22 protein-coding genes are annotated in these 26,372 nt (G+C 44.7%); 7 read left to right on the forward strand and 15 right to left on the reverse strand.

What is annotated here, in order from left to right; all coding sequences use genetic code 11:
- Nucleotides 1-3: 3 nt before the first annotated feature.
- The gene (locus CVU62_04160) at nt 4-1,155 is read right to left on the reverse strand and encodes an acyl-CoA dehydrogenase (protein PKN39394.1); all 1,152 of its coding nucleotides are present in this window, start codon (nt 1,153-1,155) and stop codon (nt 4-6) included.
- A 272-nt stretch (nt 1,156-1,427) separates the two neighbouring features.
- Complete coding sequence (locus tag CVU62_04165; protein ID PKN39395.1) at nt 1,428-1,976, reverse strand: hypothetical protein; 549 nt, start codon at nt 1,974-1,976, stop codon at nt 1,428-1,430.
- Nucleotides 1,977-2,191: 215 nt separating this feature from the next.
- On the opposite strand from CVU62_04165, the gene CVU62_04170 reads away from it, so the two are divergent.
- From CVU62_04170 to CVU62_04195, 6 genes are all read left to right on the forward strand, one after another.
- Complete coding sequence (locus CVU62_04170) at nt 2,192-2,674, forward strand: Cys-tRNA(Pro) deacylase (protein PKN39469.1); 483 nt, start codon at nt 2,192-2,194, stop codon at nt 2,672-2,674.
- 50 nt (nt 2,675-2,724) lie between these two features.
- Nucleotides 2,725-3,282, forward strand: coding sequence for a thiol reductase thioredoxin (locus CVU62_04175; GenBank protein PKN39396.1), 558 nt, complete (start codon nt 2,725-2,727; stop codon nt 3,280-3,282).
- A gap of 16 nt (nt 3,283-3,298) precedes the next feature.
- Entirely contained in the window at nt 3,299-3,835 is a 537-nt protein-coding gene (locus CVU62_04180) for an ADP-ribose pyrophosphatase (GenBank protein ID PKN39397.1), read from the forward strand.
- A 223-nt stretch (nt 3,836-4,058) separates the two neighbouring features.
- Nucleotides 4,059-5,357 (forward strand): phenylacetate--CoA ligase, encoded by a 1,299-nt coding sequence (locus CVU62_04185; GenBank protein PKN39398.1) that lies wholly within the window; start codon nt 4,059-4,061, stop codon nt 5,355-5,357.
- A 107-nt stretch (nt 5,358-5,464) separates the two neighbouring features.
- Nucleotides 5,465-5,896: an amino acid-binding protein gene (locus tag CVU62_04190; GenBank protein PKN39399.1), complete on the forward strand. Its 432-nt coding sequence runs from the start codon at nt 5,465-5,467 to the stop codon at nt 5,894-5,896.
- 283 nt (nt 5,897-6,179) lie between these two features.
- Nucleotides 6,180-7,235 carry a hypothetical protein gene (locus CVU62_04195; GenBank protein PKN39400.1) on the forward strand — a complete coding sequence of 352 codons (1,056 nt, stop codon included), beginning with the start codon at nt 6,180-6,182 and terminating at the stop codon, nt 7,233-7,235.
- Nucleotides 7,236-7,418: 183 nt separating this feature from the next.
- Here the strand turns inward: CVU62_04195 and CVU62_04200 are convergent, their stop codons facing one another.
- From CVU62_04200 to rsmG, 13 genes are all read right to left on the reverse strand, one after another.
- Nucleotides 7,419-8,765, reverse strand: a complete 1,347-nt coding sequence (locus CVU62_04200) for a hypothetical protein (GenBank protein PKN39401.1) — start codon at nt 8,763-8,765, stop codon at nt 7,419-7,421.
- A 32-nt stretch (nt 8,766-8,797) separates the two neighbouring features.
- Nucleotides 8,798-9,682 (reverse strand): hypothetical protein, encoded by an 885-nt coding sequence (locus CVU62_04205; GenBank protein PKN39402.1) that lies wholly within the window; start codon nt 9,680-9,682, stop codon nt 8,798-8,800.
- 13 nt (nt 9,683-9,695) lie between these two features.
- The gene (locus tag CVU62_04210) at nt 9,696-10,001 is read right to left on the reverse strand and encodes a hypothetical protein (GenBank protein ID PKN39403.1); all 306 of its coding nucleotides are present in this window, start codon (nt 9,999-10,001) and stop codon (nt 9,696-9,698) included.
- Nucleotides 10,002-10,347: 346 nt separating this feature from the next.
- Entirely contained in the window at nt 10,348-11,790 is a 1,443-nt protein-coding gene (locus CVU62_04215; GenBank protein ID PKN39404.1) for an RNA-splicing ligase RtcB, read from the reverse strand.
- Nucleotides 11,791-12,015: 225 nt separating this feature from the next.
- Nucleotides 12,016-12,438, reverse strand: coding sequence for a hypothetical protein (locus CVU62_04220; GenBank protein PKN39405.1), 423 nt, complete (start codon nt 12,436-12,438; stop codon nt 12,016-12,018).
- A gap of 151 nt (nt 12,439-12,589) precedes the next feature.
- The gene (locus CVU62_04225) at nt 12,590-15,295 is read right to left on the reverse strand and encodes a carbonate dehydratase (protein PKN39406.1); all 2,706 of its coding nucleotides are present in this window, start codon (nt 15,293-15,295) and stop codon (nt 12,590-12,592) included.
- A 241-nt stretch (nt 15,296-15,536) separates the two neighbouring features.
- The gene (locus CVU62_04230) at nt 15,537-18,050 is read right to left on the reverse strand and encodes a DNA gyrase subunit A (GenBank protein ID PKN39407.1); all 2,514 of its coding nucleotides are present in this window, start codon (nt 18,048-18,050) and stop codon (nt 15,537-15,539) included.
- A gap of 146 nt (nt 18,051-18,196) precedes the next feature.
- Entirely contained in the window at nt 18,197-20,602 is a 2,406-nt protein-coding gene (gene gyrB / locus CVU62_04235) for a DNA topoisomerase (ATP-hydrolyzing) subunit B (protein ID PKN39408.1), read from the reverse strand.
- Nucleotides 20,603-20,627: 25 nt separating this feature from the next.
- Nucleotides 20,628-21,737 carry a DNA polymerase III subunit beta gene (gene dnaN / locus CVU62_04240; protein ID PKN39409.1) on the reverse strand — a complete coding sequence of 370 codons (1,110 nt, stop codon included), beginning with the start codon at nt 21,735-21,737 and terminating at the stop codon, nt 20,628-20,630.
- Nucleotides 21,738-21,896: 159 nt separating this feature from the next.
- Nucleotides 21,897-23,309, reverse strand: a complete 1,413-nt coding sequence (locus CVU62_04245) for a chromosomal replication initiator protein DnaA (GenBank protein ID PKN39410.1) — start codon at nt 23,307-23,309, stop codon at nt 21,897-21,899.
- Complete coding sequence (locus CVU62_04250) at nt 23,309-24,166, reverse strand: chromosome partitioning protein ParB (GenBank protein ID PKN39411.1); 858 nt, start codon at nt 24,164-24,166, stop codon at nt 23,309-23,311. Before CVU62_04250 ends, CVU62_04245 begins: the two co-directional genes overlap by 1 nt.
- On the reverse strand, nt 24,167-24,934 hold the full coding sequence (locus tag CVU62_04255; GenBank protein PKN39412.1) for a chromosome partitioning protein ParA: 768 nt from the start codon (nt 24,932-24,934) through the stop codon (nt 24,167-24,169).
- 72 nt (nt 24,935-25,006) lie between these two features.
- Nucleotides 25,007-25,780: a 16S rRNA (guanine(527)-N(7))-methyltransferase RsmG gene (gene rsmG, locus CVU62_04260; protein ID PKN39413.1), complete on the reverse strand. Its 774-nt coding sequence runs from the start codon at nt 25,778-25,780 to the stop codon at nt 25,007-25,009.
- Between the two features lie 110 nt (nt 25,781-25,890).
- Here rsmG and CVU62_04265 point away from each other — a divergent pair, with 110 nt between their 5' ends.
- Nucleotides 25,891-26,334 carry a hypothetical protein gene (locus CVU62_04265; GenBank protein PKN39414.1) on the forward strand — a complete coding sequence of 148 codons (444 nt, stop codon included), beginning with the start codon at nt 25,891-25,893 and terminating at the stop codon, nt 26,332-26,334.
- The last annotated feature ends 38 nt before the right edge of the window (nt 26,335-26,372 follow it).

Here is a 26,372-nt window from a genome sequence, read left to right on the forward strand (position 1 = left end):
TTTTTATAATATTAATTGAGAAAGAATTGAGCGCGCGATTACCAGGCGCTGAATTTCACTGGTGCCTTCATAAATTTCCGTAACTTTAGCATCACGGAAATACCTTTCCACATCGTATTCCTTGCTGTATCCATAACCACCATGAATCTGCACGGCCAAAGAAGTAACCTTAGAGGCAACAGAACTGCAGTATAGTTTCGCCATCGATGCCTCACAGCCGAAAGGTACTCCTTCATCTTTTAAAGAACAGGCACGATACAAGAGCAGACGTGCGGCTGTAATTTCTGTAGCCATATCGGCAATGTAATTCTGAATCGTTTGCAGTGAAGCGATAGGTTTTTTGAATTGCTGCCTTTCCTTCGCATATTTCACCGCGGCCTCAAATGCTCCCTGGGCGATTCCCAATGCCTGTGCGGCAATACCAATTCGGCCTGTATCCAATGTGGACAGGCCTATTTTCATTCCATCGCCGATTTTTCCCAGCAGATTTTTTCCCGGAACACAACAATCTTCCAGAAACAAAGATGAAACCGGATTGGCCCGCATGCCGCAAAGATCTTCCAGTTCGCCGCGTAAAAAACCGGCATAATTACTCTCGACAATAAAAACACTGCTTTGCGGACGACCCGGTTCAAAACCGGTCAGGGCAAAAATTAAGGCCAAATCACAAACGCCGCCGTTGGTAACAAATATTTTTGTACCGTTTAAAACATATCCTTCTTTTTTCTTGATTGCTGTTGTTTCCACACTGGCAGAATCAGACCCGGCATTGGCTTCGGTCAGGCTGAAAGCACCGATAAATTCCCCGCTGGCGAGTTTTGGCAGATAGCGCTTCTTTTGTTCAGAGTTAGCAAACTGCAAAAAAGGATAGATGGCAACTCCGTTATGCACTGCAATGCACAACCCTACCGCGGCACAAATACGGGAGATTTCTTCAACAACTATTGAAGCGCTGACTGAATCCATGGCCACACCACCGAATTCCTTCGGCACTTGCAGGCCAAAGTAATTGAGTTTCCCCATCTTTTTAATGACATCAAGGGGAAAGACGGCATTGCGGTCTATTTCAGCTGCAATAGGAGCAAGTTCAGTTTCCGCGAAATCGCGAACGGAATCGCGGATAAGTTTATGCTTCATGCAAGGATTAATCTGCACCCCAATTTTCCCCCCGATAGAATTTTGTGCACAAATAACTTAAAACAAACGTAAAATCAAGAGGATGTTGTTAAAGTTTTTTCTCTTTCTTTACTTCACCTATAAAGAAACATCTTTTAAATGAATTGATATTGATTTGTAATAGTTGAAAAGTTGTATGCTCGTGATAAATTTTAAGCACTCACTTACAGGAGGTAGGCAATTGTCATTTACACTCAACGTCAGGTCAAGCTCTGTTCACTAAAAATCATTATGAAATCTTACTAAATTAATTAAGGATCTTTTGTTCCATAAGGTAAAAAAGTTCCATCCAATTCATCAGCTACCGATTTTTTACATGCCCGGCAATGTTGTGCTCCTCTGAAAAGTGGTTTGCCGCATGATGAACAGTGATAGCGTTCACATTCTGCGCGCGCCCATTCTATGCTGCCTTTTTCATCGCCAAACTCGGCCACCTTTGCCCGCCATATTGGAATTGTCCTTTTCATTACTCTTACGCCGGTGGCAAAGCCGAAATTTTCTATTAAACTGCACGGCCATGTTTTACATTGATGACAGGAATAATACCCTTTAGATATAACACACTCTCTTATTGGACACGTCTCGCAATAAGCATACCGTTTCTTCTTAGGATCCGATTGCATACACCCGCCAAAGCATTCTGTTTCTTCCGGTTTTGTTCCATAAAGATTACCGATAATGGTCTTGAATTTTTCATTTCCGTCTCTTGTTGCAAGATAAATTGCGCATGTACCGCAATATATGCCGCATGGCGCCATAAGATCCTTGTTTCTAATCTCTTCTTCGCTCCATCCTTCCATTTTAATCACCTCTTTATTAAAAGTTAATTAAATGATTAACATTTGTAATCTACCATAAATTTATAACTTTGAGAAACGAGAACTACAAGAAACAGGAGTTACCACTGATCTTGATGCCTACCACAAAACAGACCTTCACCCATGCCATTTCTAATACCGTTGATGATTTTCAGGCACATGTTGCTTTTTCGTCTTTTGTTGTTATTATATGCCTGATGAGTAAAGAGAAAATACCGACAACTCCTGCTATTTTAGCCTTGAAGGCGCAAAAGGCTGATTTTACTCTGCATACTTATCCTTACGAGGAAAGGGGTGGAACAAAGGTATCGGCACAAAAATTGAGGGTTGATGAACACCGTGTTATTAAAACGCTGATAATGGATGATGAAACAGGCAAGCCACTGATTATTCTGATGCACGGAGATAAAGAGGTTTCTACAAAATCGTTGGCCCGAATCATCGGCGTAAAATCGGTCTCGCCGTGCAATCCGGCAGTGGCGGAAAGACATACCGGATACAAAGTAGGCGGCACATCGCCATTCGGCACAAGAAAAACCATGCCGGTGTATATGGAAAAAACAATAGTTGACTTGCCGGAAATATTTATCAATGCGGGAAGTCGTGGTTTGCTGGCAAAAATTCCCACGACGGAACTTGTTCGAATACTTAAACCCATTGCTGTGAACGTTGCTATATAATTTGCCTTTTGCCGGCAAAAAAGAGATAATGACAACAGGGGCCCATTGATATGACTGACAACATAATCATCCGCTGTCTCAATTGCGGAACGAAAAATAGAATACCAAAACCAAAACTGCAGGGACGTTCTTTCTGTGGCAAATGCGGCGCGTCGCTGGAGGAATTGATTATTCGGTGCCTCAAATGCGGCACAAAAAACAGAATGCCTGAAGATCGCTTACATCAAAAACCATTATGCGGCAAATGCCGCGAGCCGTTAATTATTCCCCAACAAAAAATTGTGCCCTTTGATGTAACGGACCAAACTTTTGCCCGTGAAGTGCTGACTTCCGAGACATCAGTTCTCGTGGATTGCTGGGCGCCATGGTGCGGTCCCTGCCGGACATTGTCTCCCATAATTGATGAGTTGGCTTCCGATTACGCTAACGGTGTCAAGGTGGTGAAACTAAATGTTGATGAAAATCCGCTTACCGCTTCTCAGTATGGAATTCGCAGTATTCCGACTATGCTTTTCTTTAAGGAAGGCAAAATGGTGCAACGAGTTACCGGAGCTCTGCCCAAGGAAGAAATCGAACGGCATTTGCTATCCATAATCAAGACTAATTGAAATAAACGATGAATTGATGAAAAAAAACAAAGCAACCCTGGCCTACCAATGTAAAATTTTCGATGTTTGGGAAGAAGAATTCGATTTGCCTAACGGTAAAAAAGCCCGGCAGAGTTGGATAAACCACACTCCCACCGTTACTATTGTTGCTATCAACGATAAAAACGAACTGATTTTAATAAAACAGTACCGCAACGCGGTTAAAAAGAATCTTCTGGAAATTCCCGCCGGTTCACTGGATGGTTCGGAAGAATCTCCTGCTGTCTGCGCTCAACGAGAGTTGGCCGAAGAAACAGGCTTTAAAGCAAACAACCTTGTTAAACTTTTTGAAGGCTACCTGCTGCCGGGATACTGCAATGAATACATGTATTTTTTTCTGGCCAAAGATTTAATCCATGCGCCGCTGACTCCCGACGAAGACGAATTTATCGAAACAATACCTGTCAGTTTTTCCCATGCACGCGAACTAATAGACAATGGTGAGATAATCGATGCTAAAACCGTATTAGGGATTATGCTGGGCGAAAAATTTTTAAAGCAAAATCAATCATAATATCTTCTTTTTAACAGAAAGCTTCTTGCCAGCAGTAAAAAGTTTTGTTAGACTTCTTTTAAATTCCGCGCCATACCAGTTGCATTCAAAAGATAACGAGGCGGCAAGGAGGAGGCTCCGCAGGCGTATTACTAATACGTTGAGGAAGCCGATCCCGATTAATCGGGACCAACAAAGTTAGCTGAAGAATGCGGCTGGTATTATATACAGAGGAGGCAATACCATGATCTACAACGAAGAGTTTGAAACCATGCCCCGTGAAGTTATCAAGTCCCTGCAGGTTAAAAGACTACAGCAGGTTCTGGAAAAAGTTTACCATTCGGTGGGCTTTTATAAAAAATCTTTTGATGCCGCCAAAATAAAACCTGACGATATCAAATCTATCGCCGACATGAAAAAGCTTCCTTTCACCACCAGAAAAGATTTACGTGATAATTATCCTTTTGGATTGTTTGCCGTGCCTATGAGCAGTGTCGTTCGCCTGCACGCCTCTTCCGGCACCAGCGGAAAGTCGGCTGTTTTCGGCTACACCAAACGAGATATTGAAACATGGTCTGATCTGATTGCTCGCTGTCTGGTTGCCGCAGGCATTACCAAAAACGATATTATTCATAATGCTTTCGGCTACGGCCTGTTCACCGGCGGTCTGGGACTGCACTACGGTGCGGAAAAAATCGGCGCCAGTGTCATTCCCATGTCCGGAGGAGACGCCAAAAGACAATTAATGATTTTACAGGATTTCGGGCCTACCGTAATCTGTTCGACTCCTTCCTACGCTTTGCATCTGGCCGAAGAAGGAAAAGCTCTTGGCATAGATATGAAATCCCTGAAACTGCGCGTGGGCATTTTCGGAGCGGAACCCTGGAACAACGCGATTCGTGATGAAATTGAAAAAGTGTTCGGAATAACCGCGCTGGACTTATTCGGTTTATCGGAAGTTATCGGCCCGGGCATGGCGATGGAATGCTTGGAAGGCCGCAACGGAATGCATGTTTTTGAAGACCATTTTATTGTCGAAACAATCGATCCGAAAACCGGCGAAGTTTTACCCGAAGGCTCCGAGGGCGAACTGGTTTTCACCACCCTGACCAAAGAAGCCAATCCGCTCATCCGTTACCGTACCGGTGACATATCGCGCCTGATTACCGAGCCCTGCCGCTGCGGCCGTAGTCATGTCAAAATGGAAAGGGTTTTGAGAAGAAGCGACGACATGCTGATTATCCGCGGCGTCAATGTTTTCCCCTCACAGATAGAAGCTATTCTGGTGAATATCGAGGGACTGGAGCCAAATTATCAAGTCATCATTGATAGAGTGGGCGCACTGGACACATTGGATTTGCAGGTGGAAGTCAACGATAAGATATGCAGTGATTCCGGAAGCGTCAAAGAACTGCAGAAAATTGAACAAAGAATCGCCAAGGACATGAAGGATTATCTGGGCATCGCCGCGCGCGTCAAACTTGTTCAGCCCAACACTCTTAAAAAAGCTGATGCCAAAATTATTGATAAACGCCGCATTTAAATTAATGTTTGTCATTCCCGCGCAGGCGGGAATCCAGTATTAAAAACACTATAGCGCTCAACATAACAATTCTATTATGAGACCGTTAATACAAAGGGGGATATACAATGAAAGTAGAACAAATATCCGTTTTTCTGGAAAATAAACCCGGCACTCTCGAGCACGCCACGCGCGTCCTGAAAGATAACAACATCAATATCCGCACTCTGTCGTTGGCGGAAACAGTCGATTTCGGTATTTTGCGTTTGATTGTCAATGATGTCGAAAAAGCAAACAAGGTACTCAAAGACAGCGGCTTCCGCGTCAGCAAAACCCCCGTTGTCGCCGTGGAAGTTCCCGACAAACCGGGCGGATTGCACAGCATCATGGAAGTCGTTTCCAAAGAAGGAATCAATGTCGAATATCTTTACGCTTTCGTCGAAAAAAGCGGCCAGAACGCCGTCATTATCTTCCGCTTCGATGCACCCGAAAAAGCCATTGAAGCTCTGCTGAAAAATAAGTTTACGGTTATTCCGGGGGAAAATCTGTACAAGTTCTGATAACGCCGTAAAGCACCCATATGCGGCGTTACGCTTCACCCCTCGTCGGTTGTGACGTACGCAAAAAGTACGCCTCACTCTTCTGGCTTCGCGCGCCTTGCCTCTGGGCGTTTTACAGCTATTAACCTTTTCACCATTCACTCTTCACGTTTCCCTTAATATTTTCTTGAGTTTTAGCTTTATGCGCCTATAATAAGTCCATTGCAAAAGACGGATAAAAATTTTCTTCTTTACTTATAACTTGTAGCCATTAAACAATTAAATACAGGCAGGAGGGAACGATATGTTTACTTTCAGTACAGACGTTAGTTCCGTTTTGGTGTGGCTTGTTTGGATTGCGGCATTTGTCGCCTTGTTTGTATCTAATGAGGTCGGCCGTAGATTCAAATGGGCAGGGTTCGCCCTGTTTGTTGTATTGCCTACTGTTCTTACAGTTTTGTGGCTTACAGTTTTGAGTGATACCGCCTACATGGACTGGTTCCATCTGGCAAAGGTGTACTCCTCAACAGCCGGCTGTATCGGTTTCTGGTGCATCAGACATCTTCGCGGCACAGGCAAAGACGGAAAAGTTTGGAAATTAAGTGATAAGAAATGGGCATTGTGCTTTCCGCCGCTGATTCTGGCCATCAACATTATTGAAGCTGTTGTTCGTGATTTTCAAGTAGGTGCAATGTATTCAGTTCCCACGATTGAGTTTTTGCACAATCAGATTCAATACTACATCGGCGGTTCATGGAATTATATGAACGGAATTGCCGGTATCCTGAACACTATTACCATCACGGGATGGTTCGGAATCTGCATCCGTAAGAAGACAGCAAGTGACGGGAGCATGGATATGTTGTGGCCGGATATGCTCTGGTTCTGGATTATTGCTTATGACCTTTGGAACTTCGCCTATACGTACAACTGTCTGCCCGGCCACTCCTGGTACGCCGGATTAGCATTGTTGGGCGCCCCCACTCTTTGTGCCTTCACCGTAGGCAAAGGTGCCTGGCTGCAACATCGCGCCCAGACACTTGCTTTGTGGTGCATGTTCGCTCAGACATTCCCTGCTTTCATCGACAAGGGACCATTTTTTGTGAACTCAACTGCCAGCGCGGCAATCGCAGCAGCAGCAAAAGACATTCCATTGACTCAAGAAGGTTTATACCCGGTCGTCTCCGCGACACCCGATACAACAGCATTGTTTGTTGTAAGCTTGCTGGCGTTACTTTCGAACATTGCCGTATTCGGTTACATGATATACAAAATTGCCAAAACTAAGCGCAATCCTTACACGGGCGAACTCTTCACTGACCTTAATCAATACAAAGGAATTAAAGCCCTGGCAGAATAAAAACATTGTTTTAATGACACAAATAAAAAGCCATCGATTGAATCGATGGCTTTTTTCATTTCTATGAAAATCCAAAATGGAAGACGTGTTGGGGAATTCTGGAGACGCAACACTTAATTATTAAATATTCTTACATTAACGTTTTCACTATTTACTATTCACTTTTTACACTTTTTTTTAACTTTATTCAGCACAAATCCTGTCTCTGCCCTCCTTTTTGGCTTGGTACATAAGCTGTTCTACCCGCCGAAAAAATTCTTTTGTATCTTCCCCGGGTTTGTTCTGGGCAAGACCAATGCTCACTGTTACGTGGGCATCTTTACCAGAAGATGTGGTAAAAATTTCTTTTCTTATTTCCGTCTGTATTTTTTGCGCAATTATCATTCCTTCTTTACCTGCGGTCATCGGCAGGATTAGCGTATATGCCTCACCGCCGTAAAGGTAGAAAAAATCGGTCTTACGCAGGCATCGTTTGATTACGTCATAAATACGCCATATCGCCTTGTCTCCCTCAATATGGCCGCATGCCTCGTTGAATGCCTTGAATCTATCGAGATCCAGCAGCAGAATTGTCAAAGGCTGATTATCACGGTTTGCACGCTCTACTTCTTTTTTAAACTGAGCGTTAAATTCTCTGGATTGGTAAAACAGCGGATCATGTGGTTTGGTTTTCCAACGCTGGTGAAACCAGAACCACTGCTCGGGATATTCACGAACAATTTCTTCAATAACTTTGGTAAAACGTTGTGTATTGGTCAGTATGTCCGCTTCATAATCACCTGTGTTGACGGCTTCAATGGCCGGTGTCAAGATGGCTTTGTATTTGCCCGACTTTTGCCTGGCCGGAAAAAGTGCGATGACCGGCGCGCCGGAACGCATCGCCATAACCGCCAGTCCCTTACCGGTGCAGGCGGGACGTCCGAAAAAATCAACAAAAACGCCCTCCTGCAGACCAACATTCTGGTCGCTGAGCATGCCAACAATTTGATTCTCTTTTAGTAATTCCAGGATTCTTTTTCCCGATCCCCCTTTAGGAATCAATGTGTTTCCCATCATGGTTCGTACGTATTCAACCATATTATCAATAACCGGATTATCCAGGGGCCGGTAGACTATATTAATCGTTTTGGCATAGATGGGAACACCGAAGGGCAATATTTCCCAGTTGCCGAAATGAGCAACGATGGAAAGTATGCCTTTCCCTTTGGCGATGGCTGCCTTATAATTTTCTAATCCTTCCACCTCTGCCCATTTGTGAATATTCTCTTTTGTAATATAAGGCATATCGAAAAATTCAGCGGCTACAGTGGCAAAATGACGGTAAACTCCTTTGGCAATTCCGATTATTTGTTTTATGTCTTTTTCCGGAAAAGAGCGCATCAGATTATGCAGAGTTATCAACCTGTTTTTGGTTCCCAGATGATAAAAAAGCATAAATAAGCTTATCAATAACCCCTTGCGCACGAATAGGGGAATCCAGTGGCCAACAAACAGCATTATTTTTGTTGTTTTGGTTGGTTGAACAGTCATAAGTTTTTATCTCTTGGTACCCAATATGAGTGCTATTCTTTTTGGTACTGTTTTGTTTTCCAGCGTTGATGGAACCAGAACCACTGGTCGGGATATTCACGAACAATGTCTTCCACTGCTTTTGTGAAACGCTGAGTATTTACCCGCAAATCTTCTTCATAATTGTCTGTACAATCAACTTCAACGGCTGATTTCAGGATAAGCTTGTATTTACCGGATTTTTGCCTGGCCATGAAAGCCGGAATCACTGGCGCGCCGGAACGCATGGCCATAACCGAAAGCCCGACACCGGTGCAGGCGGGACGTCCGAAAAAATCAACAAAAACTCCTTCGTAGGCGGCAACGTTCTGGTCACTGAGAATGCCTATTATTTGATTCTCTTTTAATAACTCCATAATTCGTTTTCCCGATCCCCCTTTGGGAATCAAGTCGTTCCCCTGCATAGTCCGCACGTACTCCACCATATTATCAATGATCGGACTATCCAATGGCCGGTAAACGATTTGCATTGGCTTGATATAAATTGGAATGGCTATGGTCATTAGTTCCCAATTACCAAAATGAGCAACAACAGAAAGAACCCCTTTGCCCTTGGCAATGGCCATCTGATAATTTTCCAGACCTTCCAAATCAACCCATTGGTGAATATTTTCTTCGGTAATAGAAGGTAGACTGAAAAACTCAGCAGCCACAATAGCCAAATGACGGTAGACTCCTTTGGCAATACCGATCAATTCCTTCATGGATTTTTCCGGAAAGGAACGCTGGAGATTATGCATTACTATCAAACGGTTTTTGGAGCCCAGAAGGTAAAAAAGCCAAAAGACGGTTTTAAATAATCCTTTACGCACTTTTAGCGGAATACACCGGAAAACAAATAGCAAGACACTGGTTGTTCTGGTTTTTTCTATAGTCATAATTTATTGATAGTTATAGCGGTTTACCGCATTCGCGGCATTTACCATCGGAGCCGATGACACCTATGCATGCTTCATCGCTGCATAATATTCTTTGATCCCAATCGTCTGGTGCCGCATCCATTGCAACTTGTTGTGTTTCTTCTGCCACAACTGCCCGAATATCGTCGGCGACTTTCTCTGCGGATAGCGTGCCTTCATAAGATTTGCCGCATTCTTTACATTTACCATCCGCATCTATTGTCCCGATGCAACTTTCATCACTACATAATATTCGTTTTTCCCAGTCTTCATTTTTATCAAAAATGATTTCTGTCACTATGTGCTCCCGAAAAGATTTTCCACTCCTCTTACACCAATGCCTGTTTTTTTTCCACAAAACAGTGATGTCCCCCGCTGGCGGGGGCAGGGGGTGGATTTTTCAATGTACCCATATAATCATCTAAATTATTTCTCCACCTCCGTCCCGATGATTCATCGGGACACCTCCGCCAAATGAAGACCGTCTTTGCCCTAAGCCTTGGATAACTTCGCAAAATGTCCAGGGACAAGGCGTGCGAAGCCAGAGGAGTGAGGCGTACTTTTAGCGTACTCCGCAACGACAACGACGATGGCTGAAGCACAATCCCGATTTTATCGGGACATATGGGCTTTTTACGGAGTTATCATCCTTTGATGCAGGCGATGGACTTTAGCTTCGCCACTTTCTTTGCAATCCCCGCCTCATGCATCACCTGCACAACGTCCTGCACATTTTTATAAGCTTCGGGCATTTCTTCGCTGAGCGTACCTTTCGAGCCCGCCATCACCAAAACACCCTTATCGGCCAGTTCGCGAGCAATGGAACGTCCCCGGCTGGATTTGATGGCCTGCGTCCTGCTCATCACCCTGCCCGCTCCGTGACAGGCGCTGCCGAATGTCTCGGTCATCGCCTTTTCCTGACCGACCAGCACATACGAACCGCTGCCCATATCGCCGGGAATCAGCACCGGCTGACCGACCTTTCTATAACGTTCCGGAACCGCTTCGTGTCCGGCGGGAAAAGCGCGTGTCGCGCCTTTGCGGTGAACGCAAAGTTTCTTCATGATTCCGCCGATGTTGAATTCTTCTATCTTAGCAATGTTATGACAGACGTCATAAACCAATCGCATATTCACTTCCCGCGGCGACATGCGCAGAGTCTTTTCAAATACTTCCCGTGTGCGATGCATCAGAATCTGCCGGTTGGCCCAGGCGTAATTTGCGCCGCAGGCCATGGCCGCCAGATAATTTTTCGCCCGGCCCGACTCAAGATAAGCGCAGGCCAGTTGTCTGTCCGGAAGCTCTATGCCAGTCTCGTTAGCGTGCTTCACCATCAACGCCAGATAATCATCGCAGATCTGATAACCCAGGCCGCGCGAACCGGTATGAATCATGACGGCAATCTGCCCTTTGCGCAAACCAAAGGCTTGGGCCGCTTCTTCATCGAAGATTTCCTGAACAACTTCAATTTCCAGAAAATGATTGCCGGAACCCAGCGTTCCCAACTGCTGTTTGCCGCGCTCCAGCGCCCGTGCCGATACCTGCTCCGGATCGGCTCCAATGATGGCGCCGCCGTCTTCCGTTGTTTCCAAATCTTCATTTAAACCAAAGCCGGTTTTGATCGCCCAGGCTGCGCCTTCCTCCAGTACCTTCTTCTGATCCCTGCCCGATAATTTTACCGAACCGGTCGAACCGACTCCTGATGGTATATGCTGATACAAGGCGGTGGTTAAATCGCTGAGTCTTTCTTTGATATCACCCAGAGTTAAATTTGTTGTCATCAGACGGCAGCCGCAGTTGATATCGTAGCCGACGCCGCCCGGCGAAATGATGCCGCCATCCAGATCAAAGGCCGCCACGCCGCCGATGGGAAAACCATAACCCCAGTGCACATCGGGCATCGCCAGAGAATAATTTACGATGCCCGGCAGGTGCGCAACATTGGCCACCTGCTTCGCGCTTTCGTCGCCCTTTAAAAGCTGATAGATTTTTTCATTGGCATAGATAATCCCCGGCACGCGCATAGAGCCCGTTTGCGGCAACAGCCAGCGGTTGTCGTCCAGTTTTTCTAAAATAATCCCAGACATAATAAATTCTTTTCAAATCGTCATACCGGCGAAGGCCGGTATCCAGGTTTCGTTCCATAAAACTTTACAGGTCATTCCCGTTTTAATATGTCATATCGACCAGCGGGAGATATCTTTTCTTGTATTTATTAAGATTTCTCGCTTCGCTTCGAAATGACATGATGTATAACTACACACTAGTGACTGGATGCCAGCCTTCGCCGGCATGACATCTATACAAGGTTTTTAAACGTCGAATATGATTTTTGCCACCCACCCCGCTTTTACTTTTTCCACTTTCAAGCCGGAATAGGTTACCGCCTTAATCTCCGTTTTAATCAAATGCTTTTTGTTGTTAAATGATTCTCCTGTCAACTGTGCCTGTAATTCTTTAGAGGTGAACTTAATCATTTCGCAACTGCCTGTTATGAACTTTTCGCCATTGAACTGATAAAGAATCTCCCGCAAAAAATTAATCAGTAAATCGGCAACATCGGTACCTTCAACTTTTAATTTCCTGTGCTGTTTTGCCATTCCAGAGCCCATTTTATTTTCAATCATCACATCAAACACAGCCTGAGCGGCATTCACAAACAGCTCTTTTCTGGTCCGGCCTGTAACTTCAACGCCGATATCCGCCGTATGGTCAAATAATTTGTAGTGCGACATTAACAAATTATAGCCCTATTATGCGGGATGAGCAAGTTGGCATATTCTATCTTTTCTCCATTTCACATTTTAAAAAAACTTATCCTATACAATCACTTCCGCCTTGATAGAGTTCCGCCATAAGAAATATCTCCTTTTGCCTTGCCCCCCATTAGCTCTTGATTTTTGTATTCTTTCTGCGAACAAACCATTTCTCAATACCCACGACCACCATGATCAAAGAAGCTGCCGCCACAATGCGCAGCCAGGCATCAAGACCGATGGGGCTGCTGTGCAGGGCGGTGTTCATGACCGGCACGTAGGTGAAGAGCAGCTGTAGCACAAACATTATGCCCGCTCCGCCGAACACCCAGAGATTGGAGAAAAATCCGACTTCAAAAACGGATTTCGTGAGCGATCGGCAATTAAAGAGATAGAAGAGTTCGCCCATGACAAACACATTGACCGCCACTGTTCTGGCCGCTGCGATACCGGCTCCGGTTAAGAGTTCATAGTTGAAGAGGCCGAATGCGCCCAGCAGCAGCATAAACCCCACGATGGCAATCCGCCACATGAGCGTACGGGTGAGGATGGGCTCCTTGGGATCGCGCGGCATCCTTTCCATGATTCCGGGCTCCTTGGGCTCGAACACCAGCATAAGTCCCAGCAGGACCGCCGTCGTCATGTTAATCCAGAGGATCTGCACCGGCAGGATGGGAAGCGTCACGCCAGCGAAAATGGCCGCCAGGATTACCAGGCCTTCACCGATGTTCGTGGGAAGCGTCCAGACGATGAACTTGGTGAGGTTATCAAAAGTTCCCCTGCCTTCCTCAACGGCCGCCTCTATGGAAGCGAAGTTGTCATCCGTGAGCACCATGTCTGAAGCTTCCTTGGCCACGTCCGTTCCCGTGATACCCATGGCCACGCCGATGTTTGCCCTCTTCAGGGCTGGCGCGTCGTTCACTCCGTCGCCGGTCATGGCAACGACGTTTCCCTTTGTCTGGAGGGCTTCCACCAGGCGGAGTTTCTGCTCCGGGGCCACACGGGCATAAACCGATATTTCTTCCACAATGTCGATGATTTCCTGGTCGCTCATGGCCGCCAGTTCCCTGCCGGTAACGACCTTCGTCGCATTGCGCAGGCCTATCCTTCCCGCGATGGCTGACGCGGTAAGCGCATGATCGCCGGTGATCATCTTAACCTTGATGCCGGCGCTGTGGCAGTTGTGCACTGCCTCGATGGCCTCGTTCCGGGGCGGGTCGATCATGCCCTGCAGGCCCAGAAAGATAAGCCCTGTTTTGATGTCCTTATGGTCGATCTTCTGTGTGCCGCTCTCCAAAGCTTTTTGTGCAAAGGCAAGGACCCGAAGGCCTTTCGCCGCCATGGCTTCCACAACCGCATGAATTGCCGATGCATCCAGAGCGATAGAGGATCCCTGCGAATCAAGGGCCGAGGTGCAGCGCTCTATGATCGCCTCAACCGATCCTTTCGCATAGACCAAAGTGTCTCCTCCATGAGGTTCAGTATGCAGGGTGGCCATGTACTGATAGTGCGATTCGAAAGGTATGGTATCGAGGCGCTTGAACCGCGTCTGTTCCTTATCCATAAAAAGGCTTGCCTTGGCCGCGGCCGTAATCAGAGCGCCTTCCGTGGGATCACCCTGAACGGTGAGTCGCCCTTCTTTCTCGACGAGCAGACTGTCATTGCAGAGCAGGCCGCTCCGCAGGGTCTGCATGAGACCATCGGACAGAGCGCCTTCCGGTTTGGCATCCGTACGTTCTATTTTGCCGTCCAATGCATAGCCGGTTCCGCTGACCGAATATGTCTGCCCGCCGGTTGCGATCTCCTGGACCGTCATCTGATTTTCGGTAAGCGTACCGGTCTTGTCCGAGCAGATCACAGTGGTACTGCCCAGAGTCTCCACCGCAGGAAGCTTGCGGATGATGGCCCGCCGTTTGGCCATTCTTGCTACGCCTATGGCGAGCGTGATAGTCATCGCTGCCGGCAGTCCTTCGGGAATGGCACCCACCGCCAGCGCCACGGCGGCCATGAACATATCGAAAGCGCTCTCGCCTCTCAGCAGACCGACCCCGAAGGTTGCCAGGGCAAGTCCCAGAATCAAGTAGAGCAGAATCGAGCTGAATTCCCCGATCTTTTTCAAAAGCGGTGTCTGCAGCTCCTCAGTGGAGGAGATGAGTTCCGAGATGCGGCCTACCTCCGTGTTGTCGCCTATGGCCACCACCACGCCGGAGGCCTGTCCGTAAGTCACCAGCGCGGAACCATAAACCATGTTTTCCCGGTCGGCCAAAATGGTATCGTGGGGAAGTTGCATGGAGTCCTTCGGAACGGCCACGGACTCTCCGGTGAGCGCCGACTCGTCAATCTGCAGGTCGCGGGAGGATATCAGGCGCATATCTGCGGGAACTTTATCTCCCGACTGAAGTAGAACAATATCGCCGGGAACCACATCTGCAGAAGATATCTTAATCTTCTTGCCCGAACGCATGACCGTGGCTTCCGTGATCATTGTTTTCGCCAGCGCTTCCATGGCCTTGACCGCTTTGGATTCCTGTATGAATCCTATAACGGCATTCACGATGACCACCCCGAAAATGACTCCGGCATCCACCCATTCCTGGAACATGGCCGTAACGATTCCGGCCGTCAGCAGGATATAAATTAACGGCTGATGAAACTGCAGGAGAAATCTCATCAAGGGACCTTTGCTTTTTTTGGCAGTCAGAACATTTGCGCCGAATCGCTCTTTGCGGTGACTTATTTCCAGCAGATCAAGACCCTTGTCCGGATCCGTCTCCAAAAGGTCAATGACCTCTTCATGAGGCATATGATGCCAGTGCTTTCCCAACAATTTTTCCATGCACAATTATCCTTTCGAGGAAAAGTTTTTATAAAGCGTTAGCCGCGGCATTCACAAACAGCCCTGGGGGGGGTCCGGCCTGTAACTTCAATACCGATATCGGCCGTATGGTCAAAGAATTTATACCAGTCCATGAACGAAGTATAAACGAATATGGAATATTCAACAAGTTTCTGCCATTAATAAAAAAAGACGCTGTAAAGCGCCCTTTTTTATGCTTTTATTTTAATAGGAATTTTTATTATTCTTCCGATGTGTCGTTTTCTTCCGTCGTCACATCAGCTTCATCATCACCGTTGCCGTTGGTCTCGTCATCTTTGCCTTCGGCTTCCGAAGTTGTACGTGCTACGCCAACGAGTTTTTCTTCGGGTTCAAGTTCAATAAGTTTCACGCCCTGCGTGACGCGATGATTGACCGGTATTTCCTGTACCTTCAGACGGATGACCTTACCGGCATTGCTGATGAGCATGACGTTATCTTCACTGATAACCTGCAGAACGCCGGAAACATTGCCCACCTTTTCCACCGTTTTGAGATTGATCGTACCTTTGCCGCCGCGGGTTTGTACACGGTATTCGTCAATCGGCGTGCACTTGCCGAATCCGTTTTCGGAAACCGTAAGCATGAAAGTGTTCTGGGCGGGAATATCCATACCGATCACGTCATCGCCTTCATCCAGATTAATGCCGCGCACGCCGCGGGCTGTTCTGCCCATATCGCGTACGTCGTCTTCCTTGAAGCGGATGGCCATGCCCAGCCTTGATGCTATGAAGACATCCTGGTTGCCCATGGTCAACTGTACATCCACCAGTTCATCACCTTCATCAATAGAAATGGCGATGATGCCTCCGGAACGCGGATTGGCGTATGCGGCCAGCTCCGTTTTTTTGATGATGCCTTTTTTCGTGACCATCACAATAAATTTATCTTCAACAAATTCCTTGACCGGTAATGTCGCCCGGACACTTTCACCCGGCGCCAGATTAACCAGATTGATCATGGCCTTACCTTTGGCCGCGCGGCCCGCCTGAGGGATCTGATAAACCTTTAACCAATGCACCTTGCCGGCGCTGGTGAAGACCAGCAGGTAATGGTGCGTGGAGGCGATAAAGATTTTTTCTACAAAATCTTCTTCTTTCGTGCCCATACCCATCTTGCCTCGGCCGCCGCGGTGCTGGCTCTTGTAAAGGCTCACCGCGTTGCGCTTGATATAGCCGGCATGTGATATCGTCACGACCACATCTTCTTCCACGATCATATCTTCGATGTTGATATCTTCGGAGCTCGCGACAATTTCCGTGCGGCGTTCATCGCCGTAACGTTCCTTGATTTCATTGAGTTCCTCAATAATAACCTGAAGCACTTTTTGCGGATCATCCAAAATTGCCTGAAGATGGGCAATAAGTTTGGTTACTTCGGCGTATTCTTCGTCGATCTTCGCCCGTTCCAGTCCGGTCAGGCGCTGGAGTCTCATCTCCAGAATCGCTTTGGCCTGTATCTCCGACAAACCGAATTTAGCGCATAACTGCACTGCCGCTTCCGGAGGTGTCTTCGACGCTTTAATGACTTTAATTATCGCGTCGATATTGTTTAAGGCAATAATGTAGCCTTCTAAAATATGCGCTCTCTCTTTGGCACGCGCCAGATCAAATTTTGTACGGCGAATGACAACGTCTCGACGGAAACTGATGAATTTTTCGAGCACTTCCTTGAGGTTGAAAACCTGCGGCCTGTTTTCGGAGATCGCCAGCATAATGACGCCCAGGGAGACTTCCATTTGCGTGAATTTATAGAGCTGGTTGAGGATAATGGCCGAATTTTCATCCCGCTTGAGTTCGATGACCACACGGATGCCGTCCCGGTCTGATTCATCCCGCAAATCGGAAATGCCGGATATCTTTTTATCGCGCACCAATTCGGCTATTTTTTCGATCAGCATAGCCTTGTTGACCTGATAAGGCAGTTCTGTGACGACAATGGTTTCTTTATCATTCCGGGAATTCTTTTCAATCAGCGCCCGCGCCCGGATGCGAATGATGCCGCGTCCTGTTTTATAGGCGGACAGAATTCCTTCCCGGCCATTGATGAAACCGGCAGTGGGAAAATCAGGACCCGGAATATGTCGCATCAGTTGTTCGATGGTAATATCCGGATTTTTAATGCAGGCGATGGTGCCGTTGATGATTTCCTTCAGATTATGGGGCGGAATATTAGTCGCCATACCGACAGCGATGCCGGATGTGCCGTTGAGCAGCAAAAGTGGAATGCGTGTTGCCAGCAGCGACGGCTCCTGCAGAGATTCGTCATAGTTGGGCACATAATCAACCGTTTCTTTTTCCAGATCGGCCAGCACTTCATCGGAAATGCGCGCCAGGCGGCTTTCCGTATAACGCATGGCCGCGGGAGGATCACCGTCAATCGAACCGAAGTTGCCCTGTCCGTCCACCAGCATGTAGCGCAGAGAAAACTCCTGGGCCATACGCACCATGGTGTCGTAAATGGCCGCGTCACCGTGCGGATGATATTTACCCATGATCTCGCCGACGATACGGGCGGATTTTTTGTAGGGTTTGTTATAGCGGTTGCCCATTTCATACATGGCATATAAAATCCGGCGGTGTACCGGTTTGAGGCCGTCGCGCACATCGGGAATTGCCCGGCCGATAATGACGCTCATAGCGTAATCCATGTAGGATTTTTTCATTTCATCTTCTATATTCACCAGTGTTTGCTTGTGGTGGATATCACGTTCCATTTTAATCCTTCCTCTCTTATTGTTACACAAATAGTCTACAATCGTTCTGCTGTATCGTCATTCCGGACAAGCGAAGCGCGATCCGGAATCCAGGAAGTCTTTATAGATACTGGATTCCCGCCTGCACGGGAATGACAAAATAGTTACTATATATCCAGATTGGAAACATACAGGGCATTTTGATATATAAAATCACGCCTTGGTTCGACCTGATCACCCATCAGTGTTGTAAATATTTCATCAGCCAGAACCGCGTCTTCGACAGTCACCTGCAGCAGTGTGCGTTTTTCCGGATTCATAGTCGTTTCCCACAGTTGTTCGGGGTTCATTTCACCCAAGCCTTTGTAGCGCTGGACGCCCAGTCCTTTCTTGCCCAAGCTGACAATATGATCCACAAGCGCCTTGGCGCTTTCCAGCAGGACAGGGGTTGAAGATTCTTCGCCCTGATCGCTATAAGGAGCCTCGCCCATAATGGAAACCTGATCCAGCAAGGTCCGGATGTCCGCGAACTGCGGCGTGCGGAAGACTTCCCGGGTTATACATGATGGAATTACTTGCCCGTTCTTTGTCAGATTAAAAACTATTTTGAATCCGCCGTGATCTTCGTCCGGTTCAATGTTAAAATCAGCAAAACTATCGCCCAGGGCAATACCCGTTCTTTTCGCGATGGACGAAAGCGCTTTTTCACTTTTAAAACTCTCGTCAGTCAGGGTGGGATCACCGGCCAATATGCGGATCAGATTTCTGTCGCGCCCTTCCTTTTCAAAACGGTCGAGCAGGTCCTCAATACGCATAACCTTTTTAATCAAAAGCAATAATTTATTACCGGTCACCGGAAAAGGAGAGCCGTCGCCCATGACCAGTTGTACTTTTTCCACACCGTTTTCCAGAATGTAGTTTTTCATCTGCTCCTCATTCTGGATATAGAATTCTTTTTTCTTCTCCACAACTTTAAACAGCGGCGGCTGAGCGATAAACAAATATCCCCTTTCAATCAACTCCCGCATCTGCCGGAAGAAGAAGGTCAAAAGCAGGGTGCGTATATGAGCACCATCCACATCCGCATCCGTCATGATAATGACTTTATGATATCGCAGCTTGCTGACGTCATAATCTTCGGCTCCAATGCCCGCTCCAAAGGCCGTAACCATTGTTTTGATTTCTTCATTTTGCAGCATTTTATCAAAACGGGCTTTTTCCACGTTTAATACTTTACCGCGCAGCGGCAGGATGGCTTGATTTTTCCGATCACGTCCCTGTTTGGCCGAACCGCCGGCGGAATCTCCTTCCACCAGATATATTTCGCTCAATGCCGGATCTTTTTCCTGACAATCAGCCAGTTTTCCCGGCAGCGCTCCTACTTCCAGAGCGCTCTTGCGGCGGGTTAATTCCTTGGCGCGTCTGGCCGCTTCCCTGGCACGCGCTGCTTCCATGCATTTATTAAGAATCTGTTTAGCTACAGACGGATTTTCCTCAAGGTAACTTCCGATCTTTTCGTAAACGATGCCTTCCACCAGACCGCGTACCTCAGAGTTCCCCAGTTTGGTTTTGGTCTGGCCTTCAAACTGCGGATTTTTGACTTTGACGCTGATGACGCACGCCAATCCTTCCCTTAAGTCTTCACCACGCAGGGATTCCTTGCCGTCTTTGATTAGTTTATTGTTGGTGGCGTAATTATTAAAAACACGGGTGAGGGCTGAGCGGAAGCCGATCATATGAGTCCCGCCTTCCGTGGTATTGATACTGTTGGCAAAGGCAAAAATGTTTTCCAGGTAGGTTTCATTGTATTGCAGGGCAACTTCTACCGAACAATCTTCCTTGGCGCCGGAAACAAAAATTGGATTTTTATGTAAAACTTTTTTATTGCGGTTAATATATTCAACAAAGGAAACTATTCCGCCTTTATAAAAAAATTCATTTTGTTTGCCGGTACGTTCGTCGATTAAATTAATCTTAACACCGGAATTTAAAAACGCCAGTTCGCGCAAACGATTGGCGATAATATCAAAACTGAATTCACTCTCTTCAAATATTTCATCATCTGGTAAAAATGTGACTTTCGTTCCTTTGCCCCTTGTTTTACCAACCATTTCCAGCGGCCCATCAGGAACACCGCGTGTGTAAAATTGCGTGTAAACATTGCCATCACGTCTTACTTCCAGCTCACAGGATTTAGAAAGGGCATTCACAACAGAAACTCCGACACCATGCAGACCGCCGGATATTTTGTAGGAGTCGTTGGAAAACTTCCCACCGGCATGCAATTTTGTCATAACAACTTCCGCTGCAGATACACCTTCTGTTTTATGCATGTCGACCGGAATACCGCGGCCGTTGTCATCAACAACAATACTGTTATCCACTCTTATTTTTACTGTGATGGTGTCGCAATAACCACCTGCCGCTTCGTCAATACTATTATCAACAACTTCATAAACCAGATGATGAAGTCCGTCCTTCCCTGTGGAACCGATATACATAGCAGGCCTTTTGCGCACTGCCTCCAGACCTTCCAAAACTTTAATACTATCCGCATCATACTTATGAGTCATTCTTTTTTAAACTTCCTCTCTGGCGCTATATTTTTAACGGCATAATTATACATAAATAACTATCCTCTTCAGGCTGTGTGATCATTGAAGGTTTCAACCCCAACCCCACTTCAAAAACAATCTGCTCTTTACTAATCACAGATATTGCATCAATCAAATAATTCACATTAAATCCGCTATCAACGACTTCCCCCTTATAATCTATATCTATTTCTTCTGTGGCTTCACCCACATCTAAATTGGTTGAATTAAGAGTTAATTTTCCTTCCGAAAAAGAGAGAATCACTCCTCCGTACCGTTCTGAAGAAACAACGCTCATTCGTTTTAAGGCATGAAGAAACGATTCTCGTTCCAGAGTCACACTAAATCCCTTTTCAGTAGGAATAACTTTTTTATAATCAGGATAATCCGCATCAACCAAACCAACCTTCAAAAGAGTATTTTCTGTTTTCACCACAAATGTATTTTTATGCAGACCAATATAAATATCTTCATTCTCATCAATTATTTTTTTAACTTCCATCAATCCTTTACGTGGAATAATAATTCCCTTTCCGATCTTTAAAGAAGGCTCACTGGTAAAACCTTTAGCCAGTGCTAAACGATGACCGTCAGTAGCCACCATACGCAGTAAATGATTAGATCCATCCATGCCTGCTTCCAATAAAACACCATTTAAGTTCTTTCTGGTTTCATCAGTGGCCATGGCAAATGCCGTTTTATTAATTAACTCTTTAATGATACTCCCTTTAATTTTATCAAGCTGAATATCGTGATCATCGGCAATACTGGGAAAATCTTCTGCCGGCAATCCTGGAATTTTATAAAAAGCCCTTTGGCATGAAATTTTTACAACATTATTTTTTTGAGTAAATAAAACTACTTCACCTTGAATTTCTCTAACCATCTCATATATTTTCTTTGCAGAAATAGTGATTTCACCCTTTTCCATAACTTCTGCATCGTAATCCGAAATCAAACTTATTTCTCTATCTGTAGCAATTATTTTCAGTTTATTATTATCTGCTTTAAAAAGAACGTTATTGAGAATGGGTATTACTGTCTTTTTTTCAACAATGCCTAAAGTTTTTTGAATACCATCCAGAAGAGTACTTCTATTGATTTTAAATTCCATAAATCCTCCGTGTCTTTAGTTCTTTTATTATTTTTCTTTATATTTAAATAAATAGTATTAGTAGTAACGGTTGTTGATATGTTGATTATAAAAAAATAAAACAATAATAATGCAAATGTTTAACAGATAAATCCTGTTTATCAAACAATAAAAAAAAGTTTATGCTTTGTGCATTAAAATATCCTCAATTTCCTGAACTAGAATTTTTAATTTCTGATCCACTTTAATACTATTTAATATTTTATTATTGGCATAAATTACCGTGGAATGATCACGTCCTCCAACTTTTTGACCAATATCGGGGAAGGAGTAATTTGTTAATTTTCTAGCTAAATACATTGCGATTTGCCGGGCAAAAACAACATTCTTGTTTTTATTATGAGCCTTAATATCTGATATTTTTATATTTAATTTACCAGCTATGACTTTAATTATTTCTTCAATACTTACTTCACCTTTTTTATTATGTTTCACTAGGCTGCTCAATACTTCTTTCACTAAATCCAAATCAATATCTCGGCCGGTAAGAGAAGAATAAGCGCCGATTCTGACTAGAAAACCTTCCAGTTCGCGAATATTGGATTCCACATGAGATGCTATATAATGAACAACATTATTAGGTAGCTCTATATGATTTTCCTGTACTTTCTTTTCGATAATGGCTATTTTAGTTTCTATTTCAGGAGGTTGGATATCGGCAATTAGTCCCCATTCGAAACGGGAGCGGAGCCGACTTTCCAGATTGGGAATATCTTTGGGAAACTTATCGCTGGTGACTACTATCTGTTTTCCGGAATCATGTAACGTATTGAACGTGTGAAAAAATTCCTCTTGAGTTCTATCCTTTCCCGCTAAAAAGTGAATATCATCAATTAATAAACAACTTATATTCCGATATTTCTCTCTAAATTTGGGCATTCGGTCATAACGAATGGAATTAATCATTTCATTCATAAATTCTTCGGCGGAAACATACATGATGTTTAGCGACGGATGAATAGAATATGCAAGCAGGCCTATTGCATTGAGTAAATGTGTTTTTCCCAGGCCGGATCCGCCATAAATAAAAAGAGGGTTATAATTTTTAGCCGGTTGTTTGGCTACGGCGATAGAAGCGGCGTGAGCAAATTGATTGCAGGAACCGACAACGAACCTGTCAAAATTATAGTTATCATTAAGAAACGAAAGGTTTTTCCCTCGGTTTATGATCGCTGTAGATGTATTTTTAGTTTGCGTTGCATACTTTACCGCAGGTGCAAGATCTTTTTCTTCATTCTTGGATAAGATAAAATCAATATCAACGTCAATACCGGCGGCATGTTTCAATGATTGTTTAATGGTCGACGCATAATTGTCTAAAAGCCAATCTTTAAAAAACTTATTGGGGACGGCTAATTGGACGCATTTATCTTCCATAGCAACCATTTTTATAGGTTTGATCCATGTATCAAAATTTTGCTTACTTACTTTTTCCTGAATAATTTTACTTGTTTTGTCCCAAAATGCATCCATTATAATAACCTTATCAACATATTTATCAACAGATGTTGATAAATATGAAGCACATTTCATTATTTCAAATCATCAAGAATTACGCCTGATAATCGGTTTAACTCATCCATGGTCGTGTATCGGATTTCTATAAAGCCCTTATTCGCTGAGCCTTTAATTTGAACTTTCGCCATAACTTTTGCCGCCAATGCTTTTTCGAGATCGTGCAAAAAGCGGTCTTTTGTAACGGTTTGTTTTTTATTCAGGGGCAACACTTTTGCTTTTTGGATTAAGCGTTCCGTTTCCCGGACGTTTAAATCTTTTTTTAAGATGAAATTAAGTGCCTCAATTTGTTCTTCTATAGAGTTGCAGGCCAACAAACAGCGGGCATGGCCGGCGGAAATTTTCTTTGCTATCAAAGCCTCTTTTACTTTGGCCGGCAGTTTCAACAGGCGAATAGTGTTGGCGACAGTTGAACGATCCTTACCGGTACGGGAGGCAATTTCTTCCTGGGAGAGCTTGAACGTTTCTATTAAAGTTACATAGGCGTTTGCTTCTTCCAGAGAATTTAAATCTTCCCGCAAAATATTTTCGATCAGCGATATTGCCGCCGATTCCATATCTGTAGCTTCGCGAATGACGATAGGAACTTCTTTAAGGCCTGCGGCCTGAGCCGCCCGCCAGCGCCGTTCACCGGCTATAATTTCGTAGCCTTTATCAGCCTTGCGGACAACGATTGGCTGAATAATACCGCTTTGCTTGACGGAAGCAATCAGTTTCTTCTGATCGTCGTCGTTGAAATTTTTACGGGGCTGATAACGATTCGGAGATAATTCTTCAATGCCGCAGGATAAAGCCGTTTTTTTCTTGTCCAAGTCATTGATTAAGTCCGGGAAAATAGCGCCGAGACCTTTTCCCAGTACATTTTTTTGCGCCATTTATATTCCCCCTCGAATTATTTCCTGCGCCATTTCCATATAAGCCAGAGCGCCGCGCGATTTAATATCATACAGAATAATGGGCAAACCGTGGCTGGGGCTTTCCGAAAGCCGCACATTACGCGGAATGACCGTTTTAAAGACCTTGTCACCAAAATGTTTCCGTACGTCATCGGTGACCCGACGCGATAGTAAATTGCGCTGATCAAACATAGTCAGTAATATACCACCTAAAACGAGTTGAGGATTTAATTGTGCTTTCACCAGCTTTACAGTATTGAGCAAATATCCCAAACCCTCCATAGCGAAATACTCACACTGCAAAGGAACAATCAAAAAATCGGAAGCGACAAGAGCATTGACAGTCATCACACCCAGTGATGGTGGACAATCAATTACTATAAAATCATACTGCCTGTCCAGAGAGTTTAATAAAGTTTTTAATCTCTTTTCTTTGTCTTCCAGACCGACAAATTCAACCTCAATTCCAATCAGATCCTGGTTAGAAGGCGCTATATCGAGATTAGGTATAACCGTGTTGATAATTACTTTTTCCAACGGCACTTGGCCGATCATAGCATGGTACAAATTATTTGTTTGAAAAGAACTTCTGTCTGTGCCCATCCCACTGGTTGAATTACCCTGGGAATCACCATCGATTAGTAAAGTTTTTTTTTCCGCAGCGGCCAGAGAGGCTGACAAATTTATTGCGGTGGTGGTTTTACCGACACCACCTTTTTGATTTGCTATACATATAATTTTCTTCATTATTTTATGGGGTGTAAAAAAATAAATTCTTTTGCAAGAACTGGTGTAAGCACTAGCATAAAAAAGATATTTTTAGAAGGTTTTTTTGCTGAAATCTTCCTTTTTTCCGATAATAATTTTACGAGGTGCTTCTAAAAAAACCGCCTCTATATCATGTTGAATCAATTGAGATATTTTGTATGGATTTGACGCTAAAGAGCATTGCTTAAATTCTTGAGAGACATTGGGACCCTTCAAGGCGATCAGTCGACCTTCAGGAGCAAGAAAAAATTCGCTAAGCGCAAGTAGTTTGTCTAATTTAAAAGTGGCACGGGAAATTACAATATCAAATTTTTCGTTCCATGCATCGGTCTGGAGAATATTTTCGACACGGTCATGAAGAACATGTGCTGTGGAAATGTTTAAAAGACGAATCATATGTTTTAAAAACGAAACCTTTTTGCGGTTGGATTCCAGTAGATAAAGTTCTAAAGAGGGCAATGCGATTTTTAAAGGAATACCGGGAAAACCGGCACCGCAGCCGACATCAATAATTCGGGCGTTTGGTTTTTGAATAAATTGCCAGGCCGTAAGCGAATCAAGAAAGTGGCGAGTGATAATTTCCCCGGATGAGTTTTCGGAAATTAAATTTGTTTTGGCATTCCATTGTAAAAGCTCTTGTTTGTAAACATCAAATTGAGCCAATTGCTGATTGTTCATCTCAAGGCCTAAAAGCCGTGCATTTTTATTGAGGAATACAATGTCCTGGTTCATGGAAAAGAAATAACAAAAAATACCTGTCCCCGCAAACGATAAATTAACTGCATCACATAAATTTTTTTGAGTGCACCTGCCGAAATCAATCATAATTTCCGGTGTCTTAGGTTTAAATTTTCTTGACAAGCGAGAATATTGGCCGTTATACTGACACTATATTAATCAAAAACTTTTTTGAAATTAGGGGGAGGTATTGGGTTATGCAGAGAGTGAGCGATATTTTAAAGGGCCGGGCAAAACAGATATGGACGATTCGACCGGAGGCCTCTGTTTTTGATGCCCTGAAACTCATGGCAGAAAAAGAAATAGGAGCATTAATGGTCGTTGATAAAAAGGATAAAATTGTTGGTATCGTCACTGAACGAGATTATGCGAGAAAAATCATTCTGAAGGGTAGAACGTCTGTAAAAACTCCTGTAAAGGACATTATGACTCCTGCTGCCAAGATGTACAGGGTAAAACCTGATACTCTGGTAGATGATTGCATGGTACTGATGACGGGCAAACACATAAGACATTTACCCGTTTTCGACAAATCTAAATTTGTTGGTCTCATTTCCATTGGAGATGTTGTGAAGGCAACCATCTCCGCAAAAGATTCTTTGATAGATCACCTCAGTGATTATATTGGTGGTAAGTACTAAACAAAATATTATTGTTTTGGATTGTTATTTTTAAGGGC

Source organism: Deltaproteobacteria bacterium HGW-Deltaproteobacteria-2 (assembly GCA_002840505.1).
In the GTDB taxonomy this organism is placed as follows: Bacteria; Desulfobacterota; Syntrophia; order Syntrophales; family Smithellaceae; genus Smithella.

What these genes read in the sequence shown, in the direction of transcription:
- CVU62_04165 (PKN39395.1), bottom strand. Translation starts at nt 1,976, where the DNA reads ATGGAAGGATGGAGCGAAGAAGAGATTAGAAACAAGGATCTTATGGCG.
- CVU62_04170 (PKN39469.1), top strand. Translation starts at nt 2,192, where the DNA reads ATGAGTAAAGAGAAAATACCGACAACTCCTGCTATTTTAGCCTTGAAG.
- CVU62_04175 (PKN39396.1), top strand. Translation starts at nt 2,725, where the DNA reads ATGACTGACAACATAATCATCCGCTGTCTCAATTGCGGAACGAAAAAT.
- CVU62_04180 (PKN39397.1), top strand. Translation starts at nt 3,299, where the DNA reads ATGAAAAAAAACAAAGCAACCCTGGCCTACCAATGTAAAATTTTCGAT.
- CVU62_04185 (PKN39398.1), top strand. Translation starts at nt 4,059, where the DNA reads ATGATCTACAACGAAGAGTTTGAAACCATGCCCCGTGAAGTTATCAAG.
- CVU62_04190 (PKN39399.1), top strand. Translation starts at nt 5,465, where the DNA reads ATGAAAGTAGAACAAATATCCGTTTTTCTGGAAAATAAACCCGGCACT.
- CVU62_04195 (PKN39400.1), top strand. Translation starts at nt 6,180, where the DNA reads ATGTTTACTTTCAGTACAGACGTTAGTTCCGTTTTGGTGTGGCTTGTT.
- CVU62_04200 (PKN39401.1), bottom strand. Translation starts at nt 8,765, where the DNA reads ATGACTGTTCAACCAACCAAAACAACAAAAATAATGCTGTTTGTTGGC.
- CVU62_04205 (PKN39402.1), bottom strand. Translation starts at nt 9,682, where the DNA reads ATGACTATAGAAAAAACCAGAACAACCAGTGTCTTGCTATTTGTTTTC.
- CVU62_04215 (PKN39404.1), bottom strand. Translation starts at nt 11,790, where the DNA reads ATGTCTGGGATTATTTTAGAAAAACTGGACGACAACCGCTGGCTGTTG.
- CVU62_04220 (PKN39405.1), bottom strand. Translation starts at nt 12,438, where the DNA reads ATGTCGCACTACAAATTATTTGACCATACGGCGGATATCGGCGTTGAA.
- CVU62_04225 (PKN39406.1), bottom strand. Translation starts at nt 15,295, where the DNA reads ATGGAAAAATTGTTGGGAAAGCACTGGCATCATATGCCTCATGAAGAG.
- CVU62_04230 (PKN39407.1), bottom strand. Translation starts at nt 18,050, where the DNA reads ATGGAACGTGATATCCACCACAAGCAAACACTGGTGAATATAGAAGAT.
- gyrB (PKN39408.1), bottom strand. Translation starts at nt 20,602, where the DNA reads ATGACTCATAAGTATGATGCGGATAGTATTAAAGTTTTGGAAGGTCTG.
- dnaN (PKN39409.1), bottom strand. Translation starts at nt 21,737, where the DNA reads ATGGAATTTAAAATCAATAGAAGTACTCTTCTGGATGGTATTCAAAAA.
- CVU62_04245 (PKN39410.1), bottom strand. Translation starts at nt 23,309, where the DNA reads ATGAAATGTGCTTCATATTTATCAACATCTGTTGATAAATATGTTGAT.
- CVU62_04250 (PKN39411.1), bottom strand. Translation starts at nt 24,166, where the DNA reads ATGGCGCAAAAAAATGTACTGGGAAAAGGTCTCGGCGCTATTTTCCCG.
- CVU62_04255 (PKN39412.1), bottom strand. Translation starts at nt 24,934, where the DNA reads ATGAAGAAAATTATATGTATAGCAAATCAAAAAGGTGGTGTCGGTAAA.
- rsmG (PKN39413.1), bottom strand. Translation starts at nt 25,780, where the DNA reads ATGATTGATTTCGGCAGGTGCACTCAAAAAAATTTATGTGATGCAGTT.
- CVU62_04265 (PKN39414.1), top strand. Translation starts at nt 25,891, where the DNA reads ATGCAGAGAGTGAGCGATATTTTAAAGGGCCGGGCAAAACAGATATGG.